Source organism: Mesorhizobium sp. M0998 (assembly GCF_040318885.1).
Lineage (GTDB): Bacteria > Pseudomonadota > Alphaproteobacteria > Rhizobiales > Rhizobiaceae > Mesorhizobium.
Genome location: NZ_JAMYND010000003.1, coordinates 267,839 through 288,865 on the forward strand (window position 1 = coordinate 267,839; position 21,027 = coordinate 288,865).

Below are 21,027 nucleotides of genomic sequence, written 5' to 3' on the forward strand. Positions count from 1 at the left end.
GCCACAAGCGATGATTTTTTTCCGGACGTCAGCCGGCTATCTTGGAGAAATCCGCGACCCGGTCGGTCGCCGCGCGGATGCGGGCGAGCAATGCCAGGCGATTGGCGCGCACCGCCTGGTCCTCATCGTTTACGAGGACTTTCTCAAAGAATGAATCAACCGGCTCGCGCAACACGCTAAGCGCCAGCATGGCGGCGGAAAAGTCTTCGTTTTGAATTGCTTCGCCGGCTTGCCTCTCGGCCTGATTGACCGCGGCGTACAAGGTTTTTTCGGCGCCCTCCCGGAACAGCGCCGGCTCAACACGGTCGGCGATCGTCGTGTTCTTCTTCTCCTCGGCAGCCACGATGTTGGCGGCGCGCTTGGTGCCGGCAAGCAGGTTCCCGCCGTCCTCGCTGTCGAGGAAGGAGCCAAGCGCTTCGACGCGGCGGACGATTTGCAGGAGGTCGTCGTTGGACGATTGGCCGATCTCCCCCCTAGAGGGGGAGATGCCCGGCAGGGCAGAGGGGGGCGCGACAGAATGAGAGGCTGGCGGGACAGCGCCCCCCTCTGTCGGCTGCGCCGACATCTCCCCCTCTAGGGGGGAGATCGGGCGCGAACCTGCCGCCAGAACCGCGTCGATCAGATCATGCCGCGCGCCCTGATCGCGGAGATAGACTTTCAGGCGGTCGTGGAAGAAGGACAGGAGATCGGCAATTATCTCAGACGCGGAATGGTCCGGTAATTCGACGCCGCGTATTTCCGAGGACAGCGAACCTGCCCGTTCACTGATCAAATCGTTGGCTGATCCAACGCCAGTAGTGAAATCGCCCTCGTCGTCCGCTCGCCAAACCACCGAAAACCGATTGCCGCGATTGAAGGTAAGCCCGAACAGCGAGTTTAAAAACTGGCGCTGGAGCGGCAGTCTCACCCCGTTCTCGACCAAAGTCCTGACCACTCCCAGCGCCGCTCTTCTGAGCGCATAGGGGTCCTTCGATCCGGTCGGCTTTTCATCAATAGCCCAGAACCCGACCAGCGTGTCGAGCTTGTCGGCAAGCGCCACGGCCACCGAAACCGGATCAGTTGGCACGCGATCGGACGGTCCCTGCGGCTTGTAGTGTTCCTCGATCGCCGCGGCAACGGAAGGATGCTCGCCCTGCAGCAGTGCGTATTTGCGGCCCATGGCGCCTTGCAGTTCCGAGAACTCGCCAACCACTTCGGTGGTGAGGTCGGCCTTGGCGAGCACGGCGGCGCGGCGCGCCAGCGCGGTAATCTCCCCCCTCGAGGGGGAGATGTCGCCGAAGGCGACAGAGGGGGTCATCTCGCGTGGAGCGCCAACTTCCTCTTGCTTCGAAAGGCCAGATCGCGTCGCGCCAGCCGAAGCGACCCCCTCTGGCCTGCCGGCCATCTCCCCCTCAAGGGGGGAGATCGACTGCGCCACGAGCGGCGCCAATTCTTCGGCCAACCTGGCAATCCGCTCCACCCGCTCGCCCTGCGTGCCGAGCTTGGCATGAAACGTTACATTGAGGTGGTCGAGGCGGGCCATGCGCTGGTCGAGCGGTTTTTCTAGATCAAGCCCGAACTTTTCCGCCGATGCCTGCAGCTGGTCGAGATCCGGCAGGTCGCCCTGGTCGGTCTTCCAGAAATAGAGCGCGTCGGACAGGCGCGCGCGCACCACCTTGCCATTGCCATGGGCGATCTCCTTGCCGCCATCCTTGGCCTCGATATTGGCGGTCAGGATGAAGCGGTTGGAGAGCTCTTCGCCCGCGTCGTGTGGCCGCGTCACGAAACACTTCTGGTTGGCGCGGATGGTGAGCCTGATCACCTCGGCCGGAATGGCCAAGAAATCCTGCTCGAATTCGCCCATCAGCACGACGGGCCATTCGACCAGGCCCGACACTTCCTCCAGCAGCCCCTCGTCCTCGACGAGGTCGAGCCCGCTGGCGAAGGCGAGGTTCCTGGCATCGGCAAGAATAATCTCCTTGCGCCTGTCGGCATCGAGCACGACCTTGGCCGCCTCCAGCTTGGCGACATAATCGTCGAAGCGTCGCACCGTGATGGCGACCGGTGCATGAAAACGGTGGCCGTAAGTGACATTGCCTGAGCGGATGCCGTCGATCTCGAAATCGACGACCACCGGCTCCTCGGTTTCGGGGCCGAAGGTGCACAGGATCGATTGCAGCGGCCGCACCCAGCGCAGCGAGCCGGGCTTGGCCGAAGCCGGCCCCCAGCGCATCGATTTCGGCCAGGGGAAGTTGCGGATGATGCCCGGCACCAGTTCGGCGATGATCTGCTCCGCCGGTCTGCCCGGCCTGGAAATATGGGCGACGTAGAAGTCGCCCTTCTTCGGATCGGAATGAACATGCGCCTCGGCAATCGAGGCAAGGCCGGCCTTGCGCAGAAAACCCTGCACCGCCGGCTCGGGCGCCTTGGTCGAGGGCCCCTTGATCTCCTCGCTGATGTCCTTCGAGCGCGCGGTCAGGCCGCGAATGTCGAGCGTCAACCGGCGCGGCGTCCAATATTCGCGCGCCGCCTCGTAGGTCAGCCCGGCGTCGACCAGCCCGTCGGTCAAAAGCTTCCTGAGATCGCCGGCAGCCTTGCGCTGCATGCGGGCGGGAATCTCTTCCGAACGGAGTTCTAAAAGCAGGTCGGGCATCGAAGGAACTCATGGACAAAAATAGCCGCCGCTTCGCGGCGACCTCCCCCATCGAGGGGGAGGTAAGCGGGGGCATAGCAACTCGGCTGGCCGCTGTCACCCTTCCCAGCTCGATCGGGACATCTAACGGCGATTTCCGAAAAAATTCAGCCGCCTGTCGGACACGCGCCGGTCCGCCCGTCCTTGGATCAAAGATTTCCCTGAACCGAACGCAGCGCTGAAGCGACCAACGCTCAGGCAGAGAGCTATTGGCTGACCGACCATGAGAACGGCATCGACATTCCTGCAGATCCTCGCGCTCAGCGCCTGCTTCACGGCGCAAGTTCATGGCACGTTCTCGATGCCCGGCGTCAGGCAGGCGCTGCGGACAATAGCCGGTGCAAGCGGCCAAGGCACGTTGCCAATCAGCGCCCCTGCCGAAACCGCCTGGAGCTAAGCCGCCAAGCCGCCCGCCTGCGTCAGCAGAAACGCCTCGCCGCAGGCCTTGGCCAGATTGCGCACCCGCAAAATATAACTCTGGCGCTCGGTGACCGAAATCACGCCGCGTGCGTCGAGCAGATTGAAGACGTGGCTGGCCTTGATGCACTGGTCGTAGGCGGGGAATACAAGGCGGTGGTATCCCTCCCCCTTGAGCGGAAGGTGGCCAGACAAGGTCTGGCCGGGAGGGGTCGCCCGTGCGGTGCTCGACGTTTTACTTGTGGTGCCTTCTGAGGTGACCCCCTCTGCCCGCTTCGCGGGCATCTCCCCCTCAAGGGGGGAGACAGGCGCGCCGGCTTCGAGCAGCGCCTTGCACTCGGCTTCGGCGTCCTCGAAATGCCTGAGCAGCATTGCGGTGTTGGCGAATTCGAAATTGTGGCGCGAATATTCCTGCTCGGCCTGCAGGAAGACGTCGCCATAGGTCACCTTGTCGGCGCCTTCGCGGCCGTTGAAGTTGAGGTCGTAGACATTGTCGACGCCCTGCACATACATGGCCAGCCGTTCCAGCCCGTAAGTGAGCTCGCCCGCCACCGGTGCGCATTCGATGCCGCAGACCTGCTGGAAATAGGTGAACTGCGACACCTCCATGCCGTCGCACCAGCACTCCCAGCCGAGCCCCCAGGCGCCCAGCGTCGGGCTTTCCCAGTCGTCCTCGACGAAGCGGATGTCATGCAGCAGCGGATCGATGCCGATCGCGGCCAGCGAGCCGAGGTAAAGCTCCTGCAGATTGGGCGGATTGGGCTTCAGGATCACCTGGTATTGGTAATAGTGCTGCAGCCGGTTCGGGTTCTCGCCATAGCGGCCGTCCTTGGGGCGGCGCGAGGGCTGGACATAGGCGGCATTCCAGCGTTTTGGACCGAGCGCGCGCAACGTCGTTGCCGGATGGAATGTGCCGGCGCCGACTTCCATGTCGTAAGGCTGGAGGACGACGCAGCCATAGTCCGCCCAGTAATTATGCAACGTCAGGATCAGCCCCTGGAACGAGCGGCTGGGGTGCATGTGGGCAGGGATATCAACGGTCACGGCGGCCTCCGGCGGGAAAGGCGGGATGCCGGCACGTCCTAGATGCCTGGCCAGCAAGCGTCAAGGCAGAGGGGGTCAGGCCTTTGAAGGTGTTCCCTTCTCCCTTTGTGGGAGAAGGTGGCCGAGCGAAGCTCGGTCGGATGAGGGGTGTTCCAGCTTGGCACCGACGGCAATCCGTCCGACACCCCTCAACCGTCTCGGCGCTGCGCGCCGATCCACCTTCTCCCACAAGGGGAGAAGGAAAGAAGGGTCACCCCTTAGGCGCGGGCGCCGGCAAGGGCTTTACGTTCGGGGTTTCCTGCGCCGTGTTGGATTCGATCGGCGGCAGGCCTTTCATCAGCTTTTGCTGCAAGGCGGCAAGCACATCCGGGTCCGGCTTCAGGTCGCGGGCCTGGTTCCACTGGAAGGTGGCTTCCAGCTTGCGGCCGACGCGCCAGTAGGCGTCGCCGAGGTGATCGTTGAGCACCGGATCCTCCGGCTTCAACGAAACGGCGCGTTCCATTTCGCGCACCGCGTCGTCGAACTGGCCAAGGCGGTAATAGGCCCAGCCCAGCGAATCGACGATGTAGCCGTCGCTCGGCCTCAGGTCGACGGCCTTCTGGATCATCGCGAGGCCTTCCTTGAGGTTCATGTTCTTGTCGACCCAGGAATAGCCGAGATAGTTCAGGACCTGCGGCTGGTCGGGGTAGAGCTCCAGCGCCTTGCGGAAATTCGGCTCGGCCTTCGGCCATTCCTTCAGCCGCTCATAGGCGATGCCGCGCTGGTAGAAGATGTTCCAGTTGGCGGCGGTCGGCGTCTTCAGCACCTCGACTGCCTTGTCGTAAAGATTGGCGGCGGAGCGGAAATCCTCCTTCGAGGAATAGACGCCGCCGAGCGCCAGATAGGCGCGCATGTCGTCTGGATGCGCATCGACGATGGCCTTGAGGTGAGCGATCGCCTCGTCGTTGCGGTCGAGATCGGCAAGGTTGAGGCCAAGCTGCAGGTCCGAAAGCTGCTTCAGCGGCGAGCCGGCGGGAATGCGGCGATAGAGCGCGATGGCGCCCTCGCCGTCTTTCAACTGCTCGGCAACGGCGGCAAGCTGAACGAGCGCCGCGTCGTTGTCGGGCCGCAGCGCCAGGGCATATTGCAGATAAAGCCGCACGAACGGCTCGCCGCCGCCGCGGTTGAGCGCGGTGGCGAGATCGAGCAGGATTTCCGAGGCGCCGTCCGACGGACCGGCAACGAAGGGCTCGATCTTTTCGCCCTTGTTGATCTTGTCGCGAAGGGCTGCAATCTCGACCTTGCCGGGCGCAAACGCCTCGGCTTTGTCGAGCACCGACAGCGCCTTGGCCTTGTCGCCTTTGCGGGCGAGGAAAGAGGCGTAGGCCTGCGCGTTGCGCATCCATGTTTCGGGGGCCGCACCGCCGGCGGCGGTGTCCTGCACGGTGGCGGTGTAGAGCGCATCCGCCCTGTCGGGTAGGCCGGAGGCGTCGGCAATCAAGGCGCGGTGGAAGGACTTGAACAGGCTGAACCAGTCGGGGCCTTGCAGCTTGTCGATGGAAGCCATGGCCTCGCCGGCGTCACCCGCACCCTGCTTGGCCCAGCCGGTCATGACGCCGGAGATCAGCCGGTCGAGATCGGACTCGAGCGACAGCTTGAGCCAGTATTCGGCCTTGGAGAAATCCTTCTTGTGGAAGGAATCGATGGCCAGCGCCAGGCGCGAGAAGCGCTCGACATCGGGAACCGCCTTGAGCTTGTCGGCATAGACCAGGGATTCGTCGAAGCGCCCCTGCGCGATCAGCGACAGCATCAGGCTCTGCTGCAGTCCCGTATCGTTCGGATCGAACGCAAGCGCCTGCTTGTAATAGGAAATGGCGCTGTCGAGGTCGTTGTCGCCGTCGGCAATCCTGGCGGCGAGATAGGCCCCCGAGAAGGATGTGATCCTGACCGGCTCGGCGGTCTGTTTGGCATGCGCCGGCAAAGCCGAGATCGCCATGCCCGTCGCGATTGCCAGCCCCGTCAGCCAGCGCGCATATCCTTGCCGCATCATATCCCTTTCAGCCAAACGCCATCTCCGCGTCAGCGGGATCGCCGTAGACTCGATTTTTACAGGTAAAGCATGGCCTTTTTGGGGTCGTGCTTCAACCCGGCCCGAATTCACAATCGGGTCAAGCAATTAATAAACCATGCCGAAAGGGCCTGAACTGCGACTCTTGACCGCGTGGCGTCCGCTTTGGCGGTGCCTGCGCGGTGCTATTTCCCGACGCCGTAAGCGATCCCTAAGCGCCAGCGGTTGAAAGCTTCCGCCATGCAACTTTGCGTGGCAGGATGAGATTTCAATTCTTGCTTCGCCAGCCATGGGGGCGCCGATGCTGGAAGTGCCGCGCGACGAAGAAGCCTTCGCCATCGTCGATCGTATCTACGAAGCAGCGTTCGCCGCCGAGCAGTGGCCGGGAGCGTTGGAAGCGACCAGTGCGATCACGCGCTCGGCAAGCGGCTCGATTTTCATGATCAGCGATCATTCCCCGCTTCGCGCCATCGGCGAGGCGCAGGCCGAGCCCTTGATCGACGCTTTCATGGCAGATTGGAAATTTTCCGAGAGCGTGCAGCGCATGTGCAGCACTCAGCCGGCAAGCTTTGTGCGGGTCGACGACTTCATGACCGGCGATGAGATCGAGCGGGACCCGATCTACGCATGGGCAAGAAATTTCGGCGTCGGATCGCCCGTCTGCACGTCGATTCCCATGCCGAGCGGAGAGCTGGTGCTGTTCGTCTTCCAGCGCTGGCTGAAGGACGGCAAGTACGATCAAGCGGCGATCGACCTGCTGAACGGACTGCGTCCGCATCTGGCGCGGGCCGGCCTTGTTGCCGCGCGTCTTGGCATGGAACGCGCCAGGACCGCCGCATCGGCGCTGGGCGAAATCGGGCTGCCGGCCGCTGTCATGAGCGGATCAGGCCGTGTGCTGACGGTCAACCGCCTGCTGGAAGATATGAAGGACGTGTTCATCCCCCAGGCCGGCGGCGGCATGGTGCTTGCGGACCTATCTGCAAACGCGCTTTTCCAGCAAGCCATCATGCACAACGACGACCATCGCGTTGTGCGGTCCATCCCTGTCCCAGCCGTTGAGGGGCGGCCTGCGCTGATCGTTCACCTTTTGCCGTTGCGCCGTGCCGCACATGACATCTTTTCGGGCGCGGATATCCTTGTCGCGGCAACTGCCGTCAGCATCAGCGCGACGGTGCCGTCGCCCGATATCCTTTCGGGCCTGTTCGACTTGACGCCGGCGGAAGCCCGGCTCGCCGTCGTGCTTGCCTCAGGCCGTTCCGTACAGGAAGCCGCCCTCGAAATCGGTATCGCCGTCAAATCGGCCCGTACTTATCTCGAGCGAATTTTTCGGAAAACCGGAACCAGTCGCCAAAGCCAGCTCGTGGCGCTGCTGACGAGCGCGCGGCCGTTTTCGTGATTTCGGTCAGTCAACCGGCCCGACGTTGCAAGATTGCAACAGCCAGGACTGAAAACGCTGCAAGAACAGGGGGAATGCCGCGAAGTGTAGGCATTTGCCGACTGTCCGGCCGTTGCCGGCTTCATGCATGGTCCATCTCATCGGGAGCTTTGCGATCGGCCGGCGCCGTTCTGGAAAGAAGGGGATAATTCGATGAAGAGCCGTGTTGTAGAAGGCTTTGAGTGGTCGGCTGCATTGGGGGCTGCCGGCATCCTGATGTCGTCCCGCGTGCCGGTTCGCGGGGCCGGAGTTTTGGTGATAGCCGCGGCAGCCGGCCTGGTGGCCCTCGCGCCGACTCCGGCGGCTGCGTTTGTGTGTGAAGATATAAATTATGGCGCAGATGGCGCCGGGGCTTCGCCCACTGGTATGGCATGCGGAACTATCGCCCAAGCTGCGGGCGGATCCTCGACGGCGGTCGGCGGTAGAGCCGTTTCTGATGGAGACCTCAGTACCGCTCTTGGCGATGATGCGTGGGCCGGGGGAATCTCGGGTCCCATCAACCATAACAATGCAAGCACGACGGCTATCGGCGCCCGTGCTCAGGCTGGTGCGGGAGGCCCTAACCAGGCCAACGCTACCGCTCTTGGCGCCTCGGCCAAGGCGAATGCGGTGAATGCCACCGCCCTCGGCACCGGTGCGACGGCCAATTTTGCCGATTCAGTCGCCGTAGGCCAAGGTGTGACCACGACACGCGCCAATCAGGTGGCTATCGGCAACAGCAGCGCCACCTACACTCTGTCGGGCATCAACAGCGCAGCCAGCAGGGAGGCCCAGAGCGGACCGAAATACCTGGTGACGTCCGACGCCGCGGGCAATCTGGCGACCGCTTCCGTGAACATCGACGAACTCGAAGGACTGGCCGACGACGTTGCAGCCCATACCACCCAGATCGCCTCGCTCAACACCACGGTAAGCAGCCACACGATGCAGCTTGCCGATCACGAGACGCGCATTGTCAACAACACCAACCAGATCAACGCGCTCAACACGACGGTCGGCAATCATACGATCCAGCTTGCCGATCACGAGGCGCGTATCACCAACAATACCAACACGCTCAACCTGCACACCGCGCAGATTTTCAGCCTCGACAGTCGCACCACGATCAACGAGGCTAACATCGCCCTGCTCGACGGCCGCGTCAGCGCGCTGGAGGGCGGGTTGCAGAACCTTGGCGAGCAGGTCAGCGAAAACCGCTCGGAAGCCCGCGCCGGAACGGCGCTTGCGCTGGCGACGGCGGGATTGCGTTACGACGACAGGCCCGGCAAATTGTCGCTGGCCGGCGGCTTTGGCCATTTCAAGGGCCAGTCGGGCCTGGCGCTCGGCCTTGGCTATAGCACGAGCCTGGATTTCCGCCTCAACGCCGCCGTGTCGGCCTCCACCAACCGTGGCGATGTCGGCGTCAGCGTCGGCGCATCGTGGACACTCAACTGATGCAGCGGGCATGACCTCAATCTTGCCGGGATCGGTGCGGCCGACGGGCAGAATGTTGCTGGCCGCCTTGGTGCTGACGGCAGCCGTTCCGCAGCTTGTCCAGCCTGCCCTGGCGCAAACGTCGAAAATCCAGAAATCGGCCAAGCCCCAGGCGCCGAAGCCGGCCAATATCGACCGCAACGGCGTGCTGATCCTGGTGCGCGGCTCGCTGCTGGCGCTCGACCATGCCAACAAGACGGGGAATTACACGGTGCTGCGCGATCTCGGCGCGCCGGGCTTCCAGACCAACAATGCGGCCAAGCTTGCCGAGATCTTCGCCAGCCACCGCAATGACGGCATCGACCTCGGCGGCGTCGCGGTGCTGGAGCCGCAATTGACGCTGCTGCCGCAGATCGAGTCCAACGGCATGTTGCATATGGCCGGTTTCTTTCCCTCGGTGCCGATGCAGGTCAATTTCGAGCTGTTGTTTGCGCCGGTCGAACGGCAATGGAAGGTGTTCGGCATCTCGGTCGCGCTCAGCAAGGCCGGCCCCGAGGCGCCGGCAACCGAGCCGGAACCGCCGAAAGCTGTCGCTGCCGAACCACCCGAGCCGCCGACGGCGGCGGTCAATCCCAAGAAAGCCGCCGAGAAATCCGGCAAGTGAGGGCCAAGCGTCACGGCCCTGAAACTCAGGACGTTTGCGAAAGGCTTGCGTCGAGCGCCTGCATGGCGACGGTGACAAGATCGTGCAGCCGCTTTTTCGGCACGCCGTCGCGTGCCTGCACCGAAAGGCCGTGCATCAGCGTGGCGTAATAATCCCCCAACGTCTCGGCGTCGGTGTCCGGCTTCAATTCGCCATCGCGCACCGCCTGCTTCAACCGCTCGACGATCGATGCGGTAAGCGCCAGCCGATGCTCCACCAGCCATTGCAGCACGGCGTCATTTTCGACGGCGCAATTGGTCGCGGCCGTCACCACCATGCAGCCCTGCGGCTGCCCCGGCCGCGTATAGATTTCGACGGCGTCGCGAAGCATGCGCTCGATGACGCGCCGGACATTTGGTTCTTCCTGCAGTGCGCGTGTGGCGAAGCCGCCCTCATTGGCCTCGTAAAGTGCCACCGCTTCGCGAAACAGATCCTCCTTCGAGCCGAAGGCGGCATAGATGCGCGCCGATGCGAGACCAAGCGCCGATACGAGATCGGCCATCGAGGTGCCCTCGTAGCCGCGTCTCCAGAAAGCGTCGCGGGCTTTCTCCAGCGCCTGGTCGCGGTCGAACTCCCTTGGCCTTCCCGCCATGGCGGTCTCCAATTTTTGTCGATCAACAAATAATCCGCTTGACTTCGGATTGCAAATCTCAATTCTTTGTCGATCATTAAATAATTGTCGACAAGGAGACCGGCATGAGTTCACTGGATCAAGGCGCGCCGCTCGGGGCGATAACGCAGGGAGCAAGCAGGGCGAAACATGGCGCAACGCTGGCGCTGCTCGCCTCGCGCAGCTCATCATCTCGCTCGACCTCAACATAGTCTTCGTGGCGTTGCCGGAGATCGGCGCCGGCCTCGGATTTTCAGGCCAGACCCTGCAGTGGGTGGTCAGCGCCTACACCGTCTTCACCGGCGGCTTCCTGCTGTTCGGCGGCCGGGCCGCCGACCTGATCGGCCAGCGCCGCGTCTTCATCTTCGCGCTCTGGCTCTACGCGCTCTCATCTCTGGTCGGCGGCCTCGCCTGGTCGCCGGAAATCATCATCGCGGCCCGCGCCGTGCAAGGCATCGGCGCCGCGTTCCTGTTTCCTGCGACGTTGTCGCTGATCAACCGCCTGTTCGCCGAGGGACCGGAACGCAACCGGGCGCTCGCCGTCTGGGGCGGCGCGGGCGCCAGCGGCCTGACGCTCGGTTCGCTTGCCGGCGGGTTTCTGACCAGCGCCTTCGGCTGGCCGTCGGTCTTCTACGTCAACGTGCTGTTGGCCGGGATCGCCATCATCGCGGCTTTCGCCATCATCCCGCGCGATCGCAAGCGGCACGAGCAGTGCAGCTTCGATCTGCCGGGCGCGCTGACCGTCACCGCCGGCGCGACGCTGCTTGTCTTCACCCTGGTTCAGGGGCCCGAATATGGCTGGGGCTCTGGCGCAATCATCGTCAGCGCAGCACTGGCGGCATTTTTCCTGATCGCCTTCACCGTGATCGAGGCCAACAGCGCCGACCCGCTGATGCCGCTGCGCGTGTTCCACAACCGCAGCCTCGTCGCCGGCATGACGATAACCTTCCTCTACATGGCTACTTTCGGCGCGCTGCCCTACTTCCTCACCGTGCTGCTGCAGAACGTGCACGGCTTCACTGCCTTGCAGACGGGCCTCGCCTTTCTCGTGCCGTCGGTCGCCATCGCCACCGGCACGCAACTCGGCGAGCGTCTGGCAACGCGCTTTTCGACGCGCAGCACCCTGGTCGGCGGCATGATCGTCGGCGCGGTCGGCACAGCATTGATGGTATCAGGCGCGACTGCCGACAGCAGCTATCTGCCCCTCGTACCCGGCCTGATCGTCTCCGGCGTCGGACAAGGCATCGTCTGGACCGCAATGTGGATTGCCGCCGCTTCCGGCGTTGCCCATGACCAGCAAGGCGTCGCCTCGGGGATGGCTTCGACGACGCTCAATGTCGGCAACGCCATCGGCATGGCCGTGCTGATTGCGATTGCGAACAGCCAAATCGGCGAATTGTCCGGCGATGCGTTGAAAATTGCCGTCGCCGACGGCATCCAGGTTGCCTTCCGGCTCGCGGCGGGCGGCATCGTCGTCAGTTTGCTGGCAGCAATAGTGCTTCCGGCAAAGGCTCGATGAGAACAGGCGGCGTCCCGGCCTCGCGCCGCGACGCCTGTCAATTCACCCGGCTGATGCAGAAATCGATGACGTCGATCAGTGCAGACTTCTGCGGCGTCGCCTCGAGCGGCGCCAGCGCGTCGCGGGCTATCTCGCCGAAATGGCGGGCGCGCCCGATGGTGTCGGCAATCGCCCCGTGGCGGAGCATCAGGCCGATGGCCTTTTCCAGCCCGGCATCGTCGGCGGCATTGTCCTCGATGGCGCGTTTCCAGAAGCTGCGCTCGGCCTTGGTGCCGCGCCGATAGGCGAGGATCACCGGCAGCGTCACCTTGCCCTCGCGGAAATCGTCGCCGACGTTCTTGCCGAGATCCTTGCTGGTGCCGCCGTAATCCAGCGCGTCATCGATCAGCTGGAAGGCAAGGCCGAGATTCATGCCGTAGGAGCGGAGTGCTGCGCGATCGTTGCGCGTCGCCTGGGCGATGACCGGGCCGACCTCGGCGGCAGCCGAGAACAGCGCCGCGGTCTTGGCCTTGATCACCGCGAAATGCTCGTCCTCGGTGGTCTCGAGGTTTTTGGCGGCGGCAAGCTGCATCACCTCGCCTTCGGCGATGATCGAAGCAGCGCTCGACAGGATATCGAGCGCTTCAAGCGAGGCGACATCGACCATCATCCGGAACGCCTGGCCGAGCAGGAAATCGCCGACCAGAACACTGGCCTGGTTGCCCCAGATCATACGCGCCGTCTTTTTGCCGCGCCGCATGCCGCTTTCATCGACAACATCGTCGTGGAGAAGTGTCGCGGTATGCATGAATTCGACCGATGTGGCGAGCTTGACATGGCCGTCGCCGGAATAGCCGAACATCTGGGCGGCGGCGAGCGTCAGCATCGGCCGCAGCCGTTTGCCGCCCGACGAGATCAGATGGTTGGCAATCTCCGGGATCATCTCGACATCGGAGCCGGCCTTCGACAGGATCAATTTGTTGACGCGCCCCATGTCGGCCGCTGTCAGGTCGATGAGGTCCTTTATCGAGGCGGCTTCGCGCTTCCCGTTTTCAATGTTGAGAACGACACCCACGGCAAAACTCCCAACCTCGATATGCACGACGGCAACATGGTCCCTGGACAGACTCTAGGGTGTCACCCACTGCTGCGGCAAGAGGCGAATTGGCGCGCCGGCTCTGGTACATGATCACGCCTACGTTTACATCAACGCCGCAAACTGCGAGTTTAGGGCCATGATCTATCGATATGATCGAAATGGTGTGAGGCCATCCGTCCGGATACGCGGAGCGAAGGCGCAGGAAGCCATTCGGCTTTCAAGTCCTTCGCGACAAAGTAGCCGGGCAGATGGACCACATCCTCCGGACGCCGAAACGGCTGCAAGCTGCGTCGTCGAACCGCTCGGCCGGGGGAAAGACCCCGACCTTCACGCTTCTCCTCGCATCTTCTTGCCGTTTCAGGCGCCATTTCGACCATATCGATAGATCATGGCCCTAATCCGATGATAGAGCTCATCCGCACCAACGACGCCGTCATCATTTCGTTTGTCGAATCGCTCATGCGCGATGCCGGCATCGGCTGTTTCGTCGCCGACCAGAACATGAGCGTCCTCGACGGCTCGATCGGCATCCTGCCCCGCCGTGTCATGGTGGACGCCGACAAGGCCGATGCGGCGCGGCGCATCCTGACGGATGCCGGCATCGCTAACGAGATCCGCCAAAAATAATGTCCGCGTCGCCCGCTGCCCTTGTCCCGGACATGCCGGCTCATACGGTCGATGCCTTTCATCGCGGTCGCTTCTGGCTGGTGCAGCCGAGAAAGGCGGGCCACCGCGCCGGCATGGATGCGATGATGCTGGCGGCTGCCGTGCCGTCCTCCTTCGCCGGGCGGCTTGCCGATTTTGGCGCGGGCGCTGGTGCGGCCGGCCTGGCGGTCCTGTCGCGCTGCCCCGGGGCCGCGGCCGTGCTCGTCGAGCGTTCCCCGGAAATGGCGGCCTTCGCCACCACCACGCTTGCCCACCCCGGCAATGCGCATCTCAGCGACCGCGCCTCGGTGCTCGTCGCCGATGTCGCGCTGTCGGGCCGGGCGCGAACGGCCGCCGGACTTGAGGACAACAGCTTCGATTTCGTCATCATGAACCCGCCGTTCAATGCCGCCGAGGATCGCGCGACGCCCGATCCGCTGAGAAAGGCCGCGCATGTCTCGGAGGACGGGCTGTTCGACAGCTGGATCCGCAGCGCGGCCGCGGTGGTCAGGCCGGGCGGCGGGCTGGCCGTCATCGCCCGGCCGGAACAGCTCGGCGCCATCCTCGATGCCATCGCCGGCCGCTTCGGCGATGCCGAGATGCTGGCCGTCCATCCTCGCCCCGAAGCGGCGGCGATCCGCATCGTCGTCCGGGCAGCACTCGGCGCACGCGGCAAACTGTCGATCCAACCACCGCTGATGCTGCATGCCTATTCAGGCAATGGCCCTTCGGAGCGGGCAGAGCTGATCAATAACGGGCTGGCGTCGCTTTTCGGAGACTGATCCATTCTGATTGCCGGGGTGACGGCATTGCCGTTGGCCGGCGAATTCCTACATGCGTCAAGCAAATCGACCGGAGACCGCCCCCTCGTGAAACGCCTTTTCAACCGCCTGCTGCCGAAATCCTGGCGCTCCGCCGTCGTCACCATTCCGGTCATCCGGCTGCACGGCACGATCATGCCCGGCGGCGGCCAGTTCCGGCCGAGCCTGTCGCTCGCTTCCACCGCCGGCCTTCTCGAAAAGCTGTTTTCCTTCGACGCGCCGGCGGTCGCCATCTCGATCAATTCGCCAGGCGGCTCGCCGGTGCAGTCGCGGCTGATCTTCAGGCGCATCCGCGACCTGGCGAGCGAGAAGAACAAGAAGGTCCTGGTTTTCGTCGAGGACGTGGCGGCATCGGGCGGCTACATGATCGCGGTCGCCGGCGACGAGATCTTTGCCGACCCGTCCTCCATCGTCGGCTCGATCGGCGTGGTGTCGGCCTCGTTCGGCTTTCCGGAGCTGTTGAAGAAGATCGGCATCGAGCGCCGCGTCCACACCGCCGGCCAGAACAAGGCGGTGCTCGACCCGTTCAAGCCGGAAAAGAAGGAGGACGTCGAGCGCCTGAAGGCGCTGCAGCTCGAGGTCCACGAGACCTTCATCGACCTCGTCAAGGACAGGCGCGGCAGCAAGCTCAAGGACGATCCCGACCTGTTCACCGGCCTGTTCTGGACGGCCAAGAAGGGGCTTGAACTCGGACTGGTCGATGCGCTCGGCGACATGCGCAGCGTGCTGAAGAGCCGTTTCGGGCCGAAAACCCAGCTCAAGCTGATCACCGCGCCGCGCGGCCTGTTCGGCCGCTTCGGCCTGTTCGGCTCGAGCTTTTCGGCGCCCGATATCGCCGCCGCCGCGGCAAGCGGCGTCATCGATGCGGCGGAAGAGCGCGCGCTGTGGGCGCGCTTCGGGCTTTGAAAAGCCGGTGAAAGCGTCTAGCATAAATCATCAACCGACCCGACCGGCGGCCTTGCCGGCCTTGCGAGGGAGGAGTTTGACATGCCGCAGATCATTTTCTTCGCCGTCGTCGGCATTGCCGCCTATTTCGGCTACCGCTCCTTCGTCAGGGAAGCCGAGCGTGTGACCGCCAAGGTGCGGCGTACCGAAAAGCAGGCCGCCAACGGTACAATGGGAACATTGGTCAAGGACCCGAAGACCGGCGAATACCGTCTGGCCAAGGATTGACCGTCGTCCCCCTCGCGGCCGAGCCAGTGAACGCCGAGGCCGGCATCCGGGTTTCGCATGCGCACGCCAAGATAAATCTCGCGCTGCACGTCACCGGCCAGCGCGCCGACGGCTATCACACGATCGAAAGCCTGGCTGTGTTCACGCGCTTCGGCGACCGCATCGAAACGGAACTTGCCGACAGCGATGGGTTTTCCATGTCCGGCAAATACGCCTCCGCGGTGCCTGTCGACGACAATAATCTGGTGGTGAGAGGCCGCGATGCACTGCGGCGCGAGGCCGGTCCCCAGCACGCACCGGCTGTCGCCATCAGGCTCGAAAAGAACCTGCCGGTCGCGTCCGGTGTCGGCGGCGGGTCGAGCGATGCGGCGGCTGTGCTGCGCGCCCTGGTCCAGACCTGGAGCCTCGACATCGGCGATGCCGAACTGGCGCGGATCGGCCTGTCGCTCGGCGCCGACGTGCCGATGTGCCTCGCAGCCAAGCCGCTGATAGCCCGCGGCATCGGCGACGAGCTGACGCTCGTGCCGGGTTTCCCGGCGCTGGGTCTGGTGCTCGTCAATCCCGGCACTGCCGTCTCGACGGCCGACGTGTTCGAAGCGCTTGGCCGCCGCGACAATGCGGGACTGCCGCCGCTGCCGCGCAACCTCGACTTCCACAGCATCCGCAACTGGCTGGAGATCACCCGCAATGATCTCGAGCCTGCGGCGCGCGCAATCCAGCCCGCGATCGGCAAGGCGCTTTCCGTGCTCAACAAGGCCGGAGCCGGTTTTGCCAGGATGTCCGGCTCCGGCGCCACCTGCTTCGGGCTGTTCGAGACCGGCAATGTGGCCAAGCGCGCGGCCGTCGATATTCGCAGCCGCCATCCCGACTGGTTTGTCGCGGCGACGCGAAGCGTGACATCGGAGGTTGATGCCCATGGCCAGGATTGACGAGAGCCGCCCCTTCGTTCCCGTGCACATCGCAGTACTGACCGTTTCCGATACGCGCAGCCTCGCCGACGACAAATCCGGGCAGACGCTGGCCGACCGCATTGCCGAGGCCGGCCATGTCCTGGCCGCCCGCGACATCGTCACCGACGACCGCGACAAGATCCGCGACAAGGTCCTGGGCTGGTCAAGGGACGAAGCGATTGATGTCGTCATCACCACCGGCGGCACCGGCTTCACCGGCCGCGACGTGACGCCGGAAGCGCTGGAGCCGATCTTCGAAAAGCGCATGGACGGCTTTTCCGAAGTGTTCCACCGCATCTCCTACGACAAGATCGGCACTTCGACGATCCAGAGCCGGGCAACCGGCGGCGTCGTCAACGCCACCTTCGTTTTCGTGCTGCCGGGCTCGCCCGGCGCCTGCAAGGACGCCTGGGACGGCATCTTGAAGCCGCAGCTCGACTATCGGCACATGCCCTGCAACTTCGTCGAGATCATGCCGCGGCTGGACGAGCATTTGCGGCGCGGCTGAGACGAACCGAAGTATCAGCCAAGCGACCTCGGTTTAGCGAATGACCGGCTCGCCGTGAAAACGCCGGCGCGACGGCGGCGACACGCCGAAGCCAACCTCCATCATCAGCCGCGGCGTGAGCGTCGGCACGGTGCCCATATGGAAGCCGAACGGATCCTCGACAAAGCCGAGGCCGGCCGGCCCGGTCAGCGTGACCGGGCTCTGCTCGCCGTAGACGCCCAGCACCTCTTCCGCCGAATGGCCGACCAGCAGCGTCAGCTGATGCTTCAGGATGCGGCGGTTATGGGAGCCGCGGACATAGACATGCGGCCCAGTGTCGGCGTCGACCGGCACCAGGTAGAAAAAGAACTTCAGCATGCGCCAGTCGTCGAGGTCGAAATGGTATTTGCCGAGCGAGGCCATGTTCTTGTCGGCGTCCGAGACGCCACCGGTCGGAAAGCTCCACCAGACGCGGGTGGTGATCAGCTTGGCCTGGCTGCCGAGATAGTGCGCTGCGATATCGAGAAGCAGCGGATCGCGCTGCACGGCGACCGCAGCGTTGCAGTCGAGGACCCGTTCGAAATAGTGACCGCTGAGCAGCGGGCGGCCGAAATGCTTTTCGGCATCGGCGTGTTTTTCGGGCAGGAATTCCAGCCGACGGTCGAAATTGCCGAAGCATGGCGTGCGCTCGGCGAAGCGGACAATCTCCTCATGGATGGCGGCCGGCAGCATCAGGCCCGAATAGAGCCCCTCCGTCCGCAGCGCGCCGACGACGGCATCGCGATCGACGCCGGCGAACATCGTTTCACCGACATTGCGCGCCGGCGGAACGGGCTTTGCACCGCGCCAGTGCAGGCGCCGCGCCGGCATGGTGCGGGCCAGCATGAACATCGGCAGCCATGCCGGATTCTCGCGAAGGTCGGAAAGATAGGTCGGGATGCGGGCGGCGATGCGGCGCAGCGTGCCGCCGTTTCGTGCGATCGCCTCGAGGCTTGCAGCGCCGGACTTGTCAGGGCTTGAAAGGGTCATCGGGGTCCTCAAAATGTCGAGGGAACAGCATCGACGTTAGTCGTCGCCGCTCCGGCACACCCCAAACCCTATTCGCCCATATCGCCGGGAATGGTAACCCCCGGCCAGATTTTGTGCAATGCACAATAAACGACGACCCGCCAGAAAATGTGCTTGGGCGGAGTTCCCATAACCGGGACGGTAAGCCGTCACTTCCGCGGCGCGACCCAGATCTCGGCGTGGAGCCTCCTGGTCGCCAGGCCGCGGGCGATCGCTTCGGCGCTGCGGGCGTTCTTCGACAGCGCCGCGGCCTGACGCTTGCTGATCACCAAGCCTTCGGCGAGAGCGCGATTTCCGGCAAAGACGCGCGACAGGAACGGCGTGCGGCTGCCGCGTGCCCGCGAGAACCGCGCCGCCATGGTTTGCCTGGCGGTATGGGCGGCGACCTCGTCGATCCAGCCCTCTCCCAGCCGCGCGCCCGGTTCCAGCAAGAGCAGCCAGTCGCCCTTGGCCTGCCTGATGCCGGCGGCGATGCCGCCGCTGACATAGTGGCAGCCGGCATGTTCGGCGACGCGGTGCGTCTGATCGGTCGAGCCGGTGTCGCAGACGAGAACGTCGCGCACCACGCCTTCGACCGCGCCGCCGATCAGCGAGGCGAGCGTGCGGGCAAGGCCCTCCTCGTCATTCAGGGTTTCGATCAGGACGCTGAGCATGTTTAGCCGAATAGCGGAAAGCGGTGGGCAGCGCCAGTTTTTGCGGCGCACCGCGAGAAAGTTCTTGCTTTGTTCTCATCGATACGATAGGAATACATTCATGAGCAGAGCGATTCGACAGCGGGCGGACAGTCCCTGGGAAAGGGCCAAGATGGAACAGATCGTGCGTGCCGATATTGCAGCCTTCGGCGCTGGCAGGGCCGAAATGGCGAATGCGATGATCGAGCAGAGCGGCATGCGTGTCCGTCCGGACCGCAATCGCGGCAGGTCGGCGGGCATCAATCCGTCCGGCCGTTTCGAGCCGGTCAGCCGGCATGTGTTCGACGATGGATGGAATTCGCTGGAGGAGCTGCCGCCGTTCAAGACCGAGGTACAGGTCGAGAAGCCGCGCACCATCATCACGCGCAACGAATCGCCCGACATCTCCTTCGACCGCTCGATCAATCCCTATCGCGGCTGCGAACATGGCTGCGTCTATTGTTTCGCGCGGCCGACGCACAGCTTCATGGGCCTGTCGCCGGGGCTGGATTTCGAATCGAAGCTGTTTGCCAAGCCGGATGCGGCGCGGCTGCTCGACAAGGAATTGTCCAGGGATAATTACCAGCCGCGCACCATCGCCATCGGCACCAATACCGATCCTTATCAGCCGATCGAGAAGCAATACCGGATCATGCGCGAGATCCTCGAAGTGCTGGAGGCGCGCGGCCATCCGGTCGGCATCGTCACCAAGTCGGCGCTGGTGACACGCGATATCGACATTCTGTCACGCATGGCCGAACGCGGGCTGGCCAAGGTGGCATTGTCGGTGACGACATTGGACAGGATGCTGGCCAGAACGATGGAGCCGCGAGCGTCGACGCCGACCAAGCGGCTGGAGGCGATCAGGCAGCTTTCGGATGCCGGCATTCCGGCCTCGGTGATGGTCGCGCCGATCATCCCCGGACTGACCGACCCGGAGATGGAGCGCATCCTCGATTCGGCGCAGGCAGCGGGCGCGCGCGAGGCCGGCTATGTGCTGCTGCGCCTGCCGCTGGAGGTCGCGCCGATCTTCAAGGACTGGCTGCTGCGCCACTATCCCGACCGCTATCGCCACGTCATGTCGCTGATCCGTTCGATGCGCGACGGCAAGGACTACGATTCGGAATGGGGCAAGCGCATGAAAGGCTCCGGTCCCTATGCCTGGCAGATCGGCCGGCGTTTCGAGATAGCTGCCAAACGGCTCGGCCTCAACGCCGAGCGGCGCTCGCTCAGGACCGACCAGTTCGTCCCCGCCGCCAAGGCTACCGAGCAGCTGATGCTGCTGTGACAAAGCGTCTCGCGCCAGCCGCTTGAAGCGGCCGCAGCAGGCGAAAAATCCCGTCCGGCCTGTCCTGTCCCCGGGCTTGCAGACGGTAGCCCCCTCCTGGTCCGGTGCCCCGCCCGACCCGGAGGGGACTTGCGGAGAATCGGAGCCGATGCGAACCTCGCCGCACCATGGCTCGCCCGCGTTCCGATTCTCCGCTTCTCTTCGAAATCGTCGAGAAACCCGACTTCTCGTTCGAGACGAGGGCGATGGCCGAAGGCCTTTGGCCGGTGGCGGGGATGGACGAGGCCGGCCGCGGCCCGCTCGCCGGGCCGGTGGTGGCGGCAGCGGTGGTGCTCGATCCCGCCAACATCCCCGACGGCCTCGACGATTCCAAGCGGCTGACGCATTTGCAGCGTGAGGCGCTGTTCCTGAAAATCCTCGGCTCCGCGCTCGCCGTATCGATGGCCTCGGTCAGCGCCGAAGGCATCGATGCCTCCAACATCCTCAAGGCCAGCCTGGAGGCGATGCGCCGTGCCGTGGCCGGCCTGTCAATCCGGCCGAAGCTGGCACTGGCCGACGGCCGCGACGTGCCGCCCGGCCTGCCCTGCGAGGGCAAAGCACTGATCAAGGGCGACCAGCGCTCGCAGTCGATCGCCGCAGCCTCGATCGTCGCCAAGGTGATGCGCGACCGCATGATGTGCGGCTGCGGCAGCCATCATGCGCGTTACGGCTTCGAACTGCATATGGGCTACGCCACTGTCCGCCATCGCACGGCGATCGATCTGCACGGGCCAGTGGCACGGCTGCACCGCGCCTCCTTCGCACCGTTCCGGTTCGGCGGCACCGAGGTGCTGGAGGAAGAGGGTTTTTCGGGTTTGGATTGACATTTGCGAAGGCGGCTAGGCGCGGATCTCCCCCCTCGAGCAGGGCTATCGCATATGAGTGATGGCATTGATGAGATAGTCGTCGTTCCAGGCGCATTTCTTGATGCGATGGCTGATGGGAACT

General features: G+C 64.2%; 20 protein-coding genes. 13 read left to right on the top strand and 7 right to left on the bottom strand.

Annotated features, from left to right (window positions below; all coding sequences use genetic code 11):
- Window positions 1-28: 28 nt before the first annotated feature.
- On the bottom strand, window positions 29-2,632 hold the full coding sequence (gene glyS, locus NKH59_RS04715; RefSeq protein ID WP_352851684.1) for a glycine--tRNA ligase subunit beta: 2,604 nt from the start codon (window positions 2,630-2,632) through the stop codon (window positions 29-31).
- Window positions 2,633-2,894: 262 nt separating this feature from the next.
- On the opposite strand from glyS, the gene NKH59_RS04720 reads away from it, so the two are divergent.
- Window positions 2,895-3,068: a hypothetical protein gene (locus NKH59_RS04720; protein WP_352501982.1), complete on the top strand. Its 174-nt coding sequence runs from the start codon at window positions 2,895-2,897 to the stop codon at window positions 3,066-3,068.
- Here NKH59_RS04720 and NKH59_RS04725 read toward each other — a convergent pair.
- Window positions 3,065-4,132, bottom strand: a complete 1,068-nt coding sequence (locus NKH59_RS04725; RefSeq protein WP_352501983.1) for a glycine--tRNA ligase subunit alpha — start codon at window positions 4,130-4,132, stop codon at window positions 3,065-3,067. The genes NKH59_RS04720 and NKH59_RS04725 overlap by 4 nt on opposite strands.
- A 250-nt stretch (window positions 4,133-4,382) precedes the next feature.
- Window positions 4,383-6,158, bottom strand: a complete 1,776-nt coding sequence (locus tag NKH59_RS04730; RefSeq protein WP_352851690.1) for a tetratricopeptide repeat protein — start codon at window positions 6,156-6,158, stop codon at window positions 4,383-4,385.
- Window positions 6,159-6,480: 322 nt separating this feature from the next.
- Here NKH59_RS04730 and NKH59_RS04735 point away from each other — a divergent pair, with 322 nt between their 5' ends.
- The 3 genes from NKH59_RS04735 (at window position 6,481) to NKH59_RS04745 (ending at window position 9,691) form a co-directional block, all read left to right on the top strand.
- A complete protein-coding gene (locus tag NKH59_RS04735; RefSeq protein ID WP_352768639.1) occupies window positions 6,481-7,575 on the top strand; it encodes a helix-turn-helix transcriptional regulator in 1,095 nt (364 codons plus the stop codon).
- 405 nt (window positions 7,576-7,980) lie between these two features.
- The gene (locus NKH59_RS04740) at window positions 7,981-9,048 is read left to right on the top strand and encodes a YadA-like family protein (protein ID WP_352502062.1); all 1,068 of its coding nucleotides are present in this window, start codon (window positions 7,981-7,983) and stop codon (window positions 9,046-9,048) included.
- A 10-nt stretch (window positions 9,049-9,058) separates the two neighbouring features.
- On the top strand, window positions 9,059-9,691 hold the full coding sequence (locus NKH59_RS04745; protein WP_352851685.1) for a hypothetical protein: 633 nt from the start codon (window positions 9,059-9,061) through the stop codon (window positions 9,689-9,691).
- A 25-nt stretch (window positions 9,692-9,716) separates the two neighbouring features.
- Here the strand turns inward: NKH59_RS04745 and NKH59_RS04750 are convergent, their stop codons facing one another.
- Window positions 9,717-10,322, bottom strand: a complete 606-nt coding sequence (locus NKH59_RS04750; RefSeq protein ID WP_352612358.1) for a TetR/AcrR family transcriptional regulator — start codon at window positions 10,320-10,322, stop codon at window positions 9,717-9,719.
- Between the two features lie 235 nt (window positions 10,323-10,557).
- Between NKH59_RS04750 and NKH59_RS04755 the strand changes: the two genes are divergently transcribed.
- Complete coding sequence (locus NKH59_RS04755) at window positions 10,558-11,859, top strand: MFS transporter (protein WP_353021094.1); 1,302 nt, start codon at window positions 10,558-10,560, stop codon at window positions 11,857-11,859.
- A 37-nt stretch (window positions 11,860-11,896) separates the two neighbouring features.
- Here the strand turns inward: NKH59_RS04755 and NKH59_RS04760 are convergent, their stop codons facing one another.
- On the bottom strand, window positions 11,897-12,913 hold the full coding sequence (locus tag NKH59_RS04760) for a polyprenyl synthetase family protein (RefSeq protein WP_352969372.1): 1,017 nt from the start codon (window positions 12,911-12,913) through the stop codon (window positions 11,897-11,899).
- A gap of 426 nt (window positions 12,914-13,339) precedes the next feature.
- Between NKH59_RS04760 and NKH59_RS04765 the strand changes: the two genes are divergently transcribed.
- The 6 genes from NKH59_RS04765 to moaB all read left to right on the top strand — a co-directional run bounded on the left by NKH59_RS04765 (window position 13,340) and on the right by moaB (window position 17,034).
- On the top strand, window positions 13,340-13,564 hold the full coding sequence (locus tag NKH59_RS04765) for a putative signal transducing protein (RefSeq protein ID WP_023674082.1): 225 nt from the start codon (window positions 13,340-13,342) through the stop codon (window positions 13,562-13,564).
- Window positions 13,564-14,364, top strand: coding sequence for a tRNA1(Val) (adenine(37)-N6)-methyltransferase (locus tag NKH59_RS04770; RefSeq protein ID WP_352681120.1), 801 nt, complete (start codon window positions 13,564-13,566; stop codon window positions 14,362-14,364). Before NKH59_RS04765 ends, NKH59_RS04770 begins: the two co-directional genes overlap by 1 nt.
- A gap of 87 nt (window positions 14,365-14,451) precedes the next feature.
- The gene (locus NKH59_RS04775; RefSeq protein WP_352501988.1) at window positions 14,452-15,309 is read left to right on the top strand and encodes a S49 family peptidase; all 858 of its coding nucleotides are present in this window, start codon (window positions 14,452-14,454) and stop codon (window positions 15,307-15,309) included.
- A gap of 81 nt (window positions 15,310-15,390) precedes the next feature.
- The gene (locus tag NKH59_RS04780; RefSeq protein ID WP_023674078.1) at window positions 15,391-15,576 is read left to right on the top strand and encodes a membrane protein; all 186 of its coding nucleotides are present in this window, start codon (window positions 15,391-15,393) and stop codon (window positions 15,574-15,576) included.
- Between the two features lie 26 nt (window positions 15,577-15,602).
- Window positions 15,603-16,505, top strand: a complete 903-nt coding sequence (locus tag NKH59_RS04785; protein ID WP_353021116.1) for a 4-(cytidine 5'-diphospho)-2-C-methyl-D-erythritol kinase — start codon at window positions 15,603-15,605, stop codon at window positions 16,503-16,505.
- Window positions 16,492-17,034 carry a molybdenum cofactor biosynthesis protein B gene (gene moaB, locus NKH59_RS04790; protein WP_352540121.1) on the top strand — a complete coding sequence of 181 codons (543 nt, stop codon included), beginning with the start codon at window positions 16,492-16,494 and terminating at the stop codon, window positions 17,032-17,034. Before NKH59_RS04785 ends, moaB begins: the two co-directional genes overlap by 14 nt.
- Before the next feature lie 33 nt (window positions 17,035-17,067).
- Here the strand turns inward: moaB and NKH59_RS04795 are convergent, their stop codons facing one another.
- On the bottom strand, window positions 17,068-18,042 hold the full coding sequence (locus NKH59_RS04795) for a phytanoyl-CoA dioxygenase family protein (RefSeq protein ID WP_352830751.1): 975 nt from the start codon (window positions 18,040-18,042) through the stop codon (window positions 17,068-17,070).
- 188 nt (window positions 18,043-18,230) lie between these two features.
- Window positions 18,231-18,734 carry a glycosyltransferase gene (locus NKH59_RS04800; RefSeq protein ID WP_352830753.1) on the bottom strand — a complete coding sequence of 168 codons (504 nt, stop codon included), beginning with the start codon at window positions 18,732-18,734 and terminating at the stop codon, window positions 18,231-18,233.
- A 151-nt stretch (window positions 18,735-18,885) separates the two neighbouring features.
- Between NKH59_RS04800 and NKH59_RS04805 the strand changes: the two genes are divergently transcribed.
- Together NKH59_RS04805 and rnhB are read left to right on the top strand one after the other, a co-directional pair.
- Window positions 18,886-20,040 carry a PA0069 family radical SAM protein gene (locus NKH59_RS04805; RefSeq protein WP_254818651.1) on the top strand — a complete coding sequence of 385 codons (1,155 nt, stop codon included), beginning with the start codon at window positions 18,886-18,888 and terminating at the stop codon, window positions 20,038-20,040.
- Between the two features lie 167 nt (window positions 20,041-20,207).
- Window positions 20,208-20,903, top strand: a complete 696-nt coding sequence (rnhB, locus tag NKH59_RS04810) for a ribonuclease HII (protein ID WP_352501990.1) — start codon at window positions 20,208-20,210, stop codon at window positions 20,901-20,903.
- The last annotated feature ends 124 nt before the right edge of the window (window positions 20,904-21,027 follow it).